The 2,376-nt window shown below is 65.2% G+C and carries 2 protein-coding genes and 3 tRNA genes; all 5 read right to left on the bottom strand.

Annotated features, from left to right (window positions below; translation table 11 throughout):
• Positions 1 to 203 precede the first annotated feature (203 nt).
• Positions 204 to 280, bottom strand: a tRNA-Arg gene (locus DBR20_RS16820).
• Positions 281 to 312: 32 nt separating this feature from the next.
• Positions 313 to 389: transfer RNA gene (locus DBR20_RS16815), tRNA-Arg, on the bottom strand.
• A gap of 69 nt (positions 390 to 458) precedes the next feature.
• Positions 459 to 535: transfer RNA gene (locus DBR20_RS16810), tRNA-Arg, on the bottom strand.
• On the bottom strand, positions 526 to 1,452 hold the full coding sequence (locus DBR20_RS16805) for an alpha/beta fold hydrolase (protein WP_108267080.1): 927 nt from the start codon (positions 1,450 to 1,452) through the stop codon (positions 526 to 528). Before DBR20_RS16805 ends, DBR20_RS16810 begins: the two co-directional genes overlap by 10 nt.
• On the bottom strand, positions 1,449 to 2,258 hold the full coding sequence (gene thiD / locus DBR20_RS16800) for a bifunctional hydroxymethylpyrimidine kinase/phosphomethylpyrimidine kinase (protein WP_100464809.1): 810 nt from the start codon (positions 2,256 to 2,258) through the stop codon (positions 1,449 to 1,451). Before thiD ends, DBR20_RS16805 begins: the two co-directional genes overlap by 4 nt.
• Positions 2,259 to 2,376: the final 118 nt, after the last annotated feature.

Genomic DNA, 2,376 nt, shown 5'->3' with positions numbered 1-2,376 from the left:
GGGTAGGCAGGACCGTTGGCGCCATGGATGGCGCCATCGAGCTCCCATGGATGGGTTTACGGCGTGTCCTGCCTACCCATACCGCCCCGCCACCCACGGAATGCCAGCTTCTGCAGTTGCTGTTGCCTCTGCAGGTGCAGGGCGCAGCCCTGCCAAAAAACACAAAAAAAAACAGCAGGCCGGGGCCTGCTGTTTCGGTGTAATGGTGCGCCCGGAGAGATTCGAACTCCCGACCGCCTGGTTCGTAGCCAGGTACTCTATCCAACTGAGCTACGGGCGCCAATTACATAAACTTGTTGTGTTGATCGTGTGTGGTGCGCCCGGAGAGATTCGAACTCCCGACCGCCTGGTTCGTAGCCAGGTACTCTATCCAACTGAGCTACGGGCGCGCGGTACACAATCAACTTACTGCCATATTTTACTGCACTTCCAGCGGCGGATGCTGAAGGTCTGTCGAGTGGTGCGCCCGGAGAGATTCGAACTCCCGACCGCCTGGTTCGTAGCCAGGTACTCTATCCAACTGAGCTACGGGCGCCCTGCGACAGGAGCGGAATTATGCGGATGTCGGCGCGAGTCGTCAACGCTTTTGTGAAAATTTTCACCCAACTGAATGAAAAACGCCCCTGCGACAGCCTCCGGGTGTTTCATCCACGCGAAGTGGTCGGCTCGCGTACCCAGCTCCTGCGCAGAAAGCACGCGCAGCTGTGAGGCGACATTCGGCAGTTTCGCCAATAGCGCCTGCATTGAGCCGATAGGCGCCAGCCAATCGTTTTCCATCAGCACCGCCTGCGCACTGCCATGCACACGCGCCATCTGCGCGTCCAGATCCTCGTCCATGCCGACGGCGGCGTAGTGATTGTTCAGCCCTACGCGCGCCCAGTCGGCGATCAATCCACGTGCTTCGGTGCCGCCGAAGCCCAGCCGGCGCCCGTGCAGCACGCCCTGACGCCGTGCGATCCATGGCAGGAAGCGATAGATCAGCGGCAGCAACCAGCCGCGTGGTGGCGGGAACGTGCGCCAGAACGGTGTGCCGCTGGCGGCCAGCCACAATCGATCGAATGCCTGTGGCTGGCGCCCGGCATGCACGCAGGCCAGCTGACCGCCCAGGCTGTGACCACCGATGATCCAGGGCAGCACGTCCTGCCCAGCATCGGCATTGGCGAGCAGGGCCTGGCTGGCCGGCAGGTCGTGGTCGAGAATCTGTTTGTAGCCCCAATCCTGGGTGCGTGACGGGCGCAACGAACTGCTGCCATTGCCACGCCATTCGTGCAGGTAAACCGCCACGCCCCTAGTTGCCAGTGCCTGCGCAAGCGGCAGGTAATGGCGTGCGGCCACGCCCAACGCCGGCAGCCACAGCAGCCGTGCCAGCGGCTGTGCAGGTACGCAGGCGATGACCTCGTAACGGTGGCCATCGCCGCTGTCCACGGCGAGTGCGCGTGGCGAATCGCTCATGCGTGCGGTGCCGCGCCGAAATGATCCAGCACCAGCACCTCGCTGCGGCCAGGCGCGTAGCCCTGCTGCAGCCCGCGCGCCACGTAATCGATGCCGGCTTCGCAGGCATTGGCCAGGCTCAGCCCGTTGCACAGCTGCGCGGCGATGGCAGAGGCCAGCGTGCAGCCCGTGCCGTGCGCATCCAATGGCAGGCGGGCATGGATGAACTCTTCGCTGCTGACACCATCGAAGTAACGGTCGACCACGCGGTTGCCTTCGTGCAGGTGACCGCCCTTCAGCAGCACCGCACCGGCGCCCAGATCAAGGAGTGAGGCGGCGGCCTGCTCTGCGTCGTTGCCATTGGCGATGCTGCGGCCCACCAGCAGCTCCGCTTCCGGTGCATTGGGGGTGACCAGGGTGGCCAGTGGCAGCAGCCGTTCGCGCATTGCCTGCAGTGCGCTGTCCTCCAGCAGGCGAGCGCCGCTGGTGGCCACCATCACCGGGTCCAGCACCACATGCGGTGGTCGATGACGTTCCAATGCATCGGCCACGGCGTGGATTACCTCGGCGTTGGCCAGCATGCCCAGCTTCACTGCGTGGATGTCGAAGTCGTCGAAGCAGGCCTCGATCTGCGCGCGCAGGAAGTCGACTGGCGGCACGTGCACGGCGCTGACGCCGCGGGTGTTCTGCGCGGTCAGTGCGGCGATCACCGACAGGCCGTGCACACGATGCGCGGCGAAGGCCTTCAGGTCGGCCTGGATGCCGGCGCCGCCGCCGGAATCGGAGCCGGCGATGGTCAGGGCGGAAACGGGGGTGGTCGGGCTCATGCGGTGATTGTGCCGTGCTGCCCAGTGTGGGGGTAGTGCCGGCCGGGCGGCGCCCGGCACCCGCAGAAGCCGGGGCAACAGCAACAGCGGCTCTGGATTTCTGCGGCGGAGGCGGGGC

The sequence above is a fragment of the Stenotrophomonas sp. HMWF023 genome, from assembly GCF_003060985.1.
In the GTDB taxonomy this organism is placed as follows: Bacteria; Pseudomonadota; Gammaproteobacteria; order Xanthomonadales; family Xanthomonadaceae; genus Stenotrophomonas; species Stenotrophomonas lactitubi.
The sequence above is the reverse complement of the archived record's forward strand: the minus strand, read 5'-3'. Positions and strand labels throughout refer to the sequence as shown.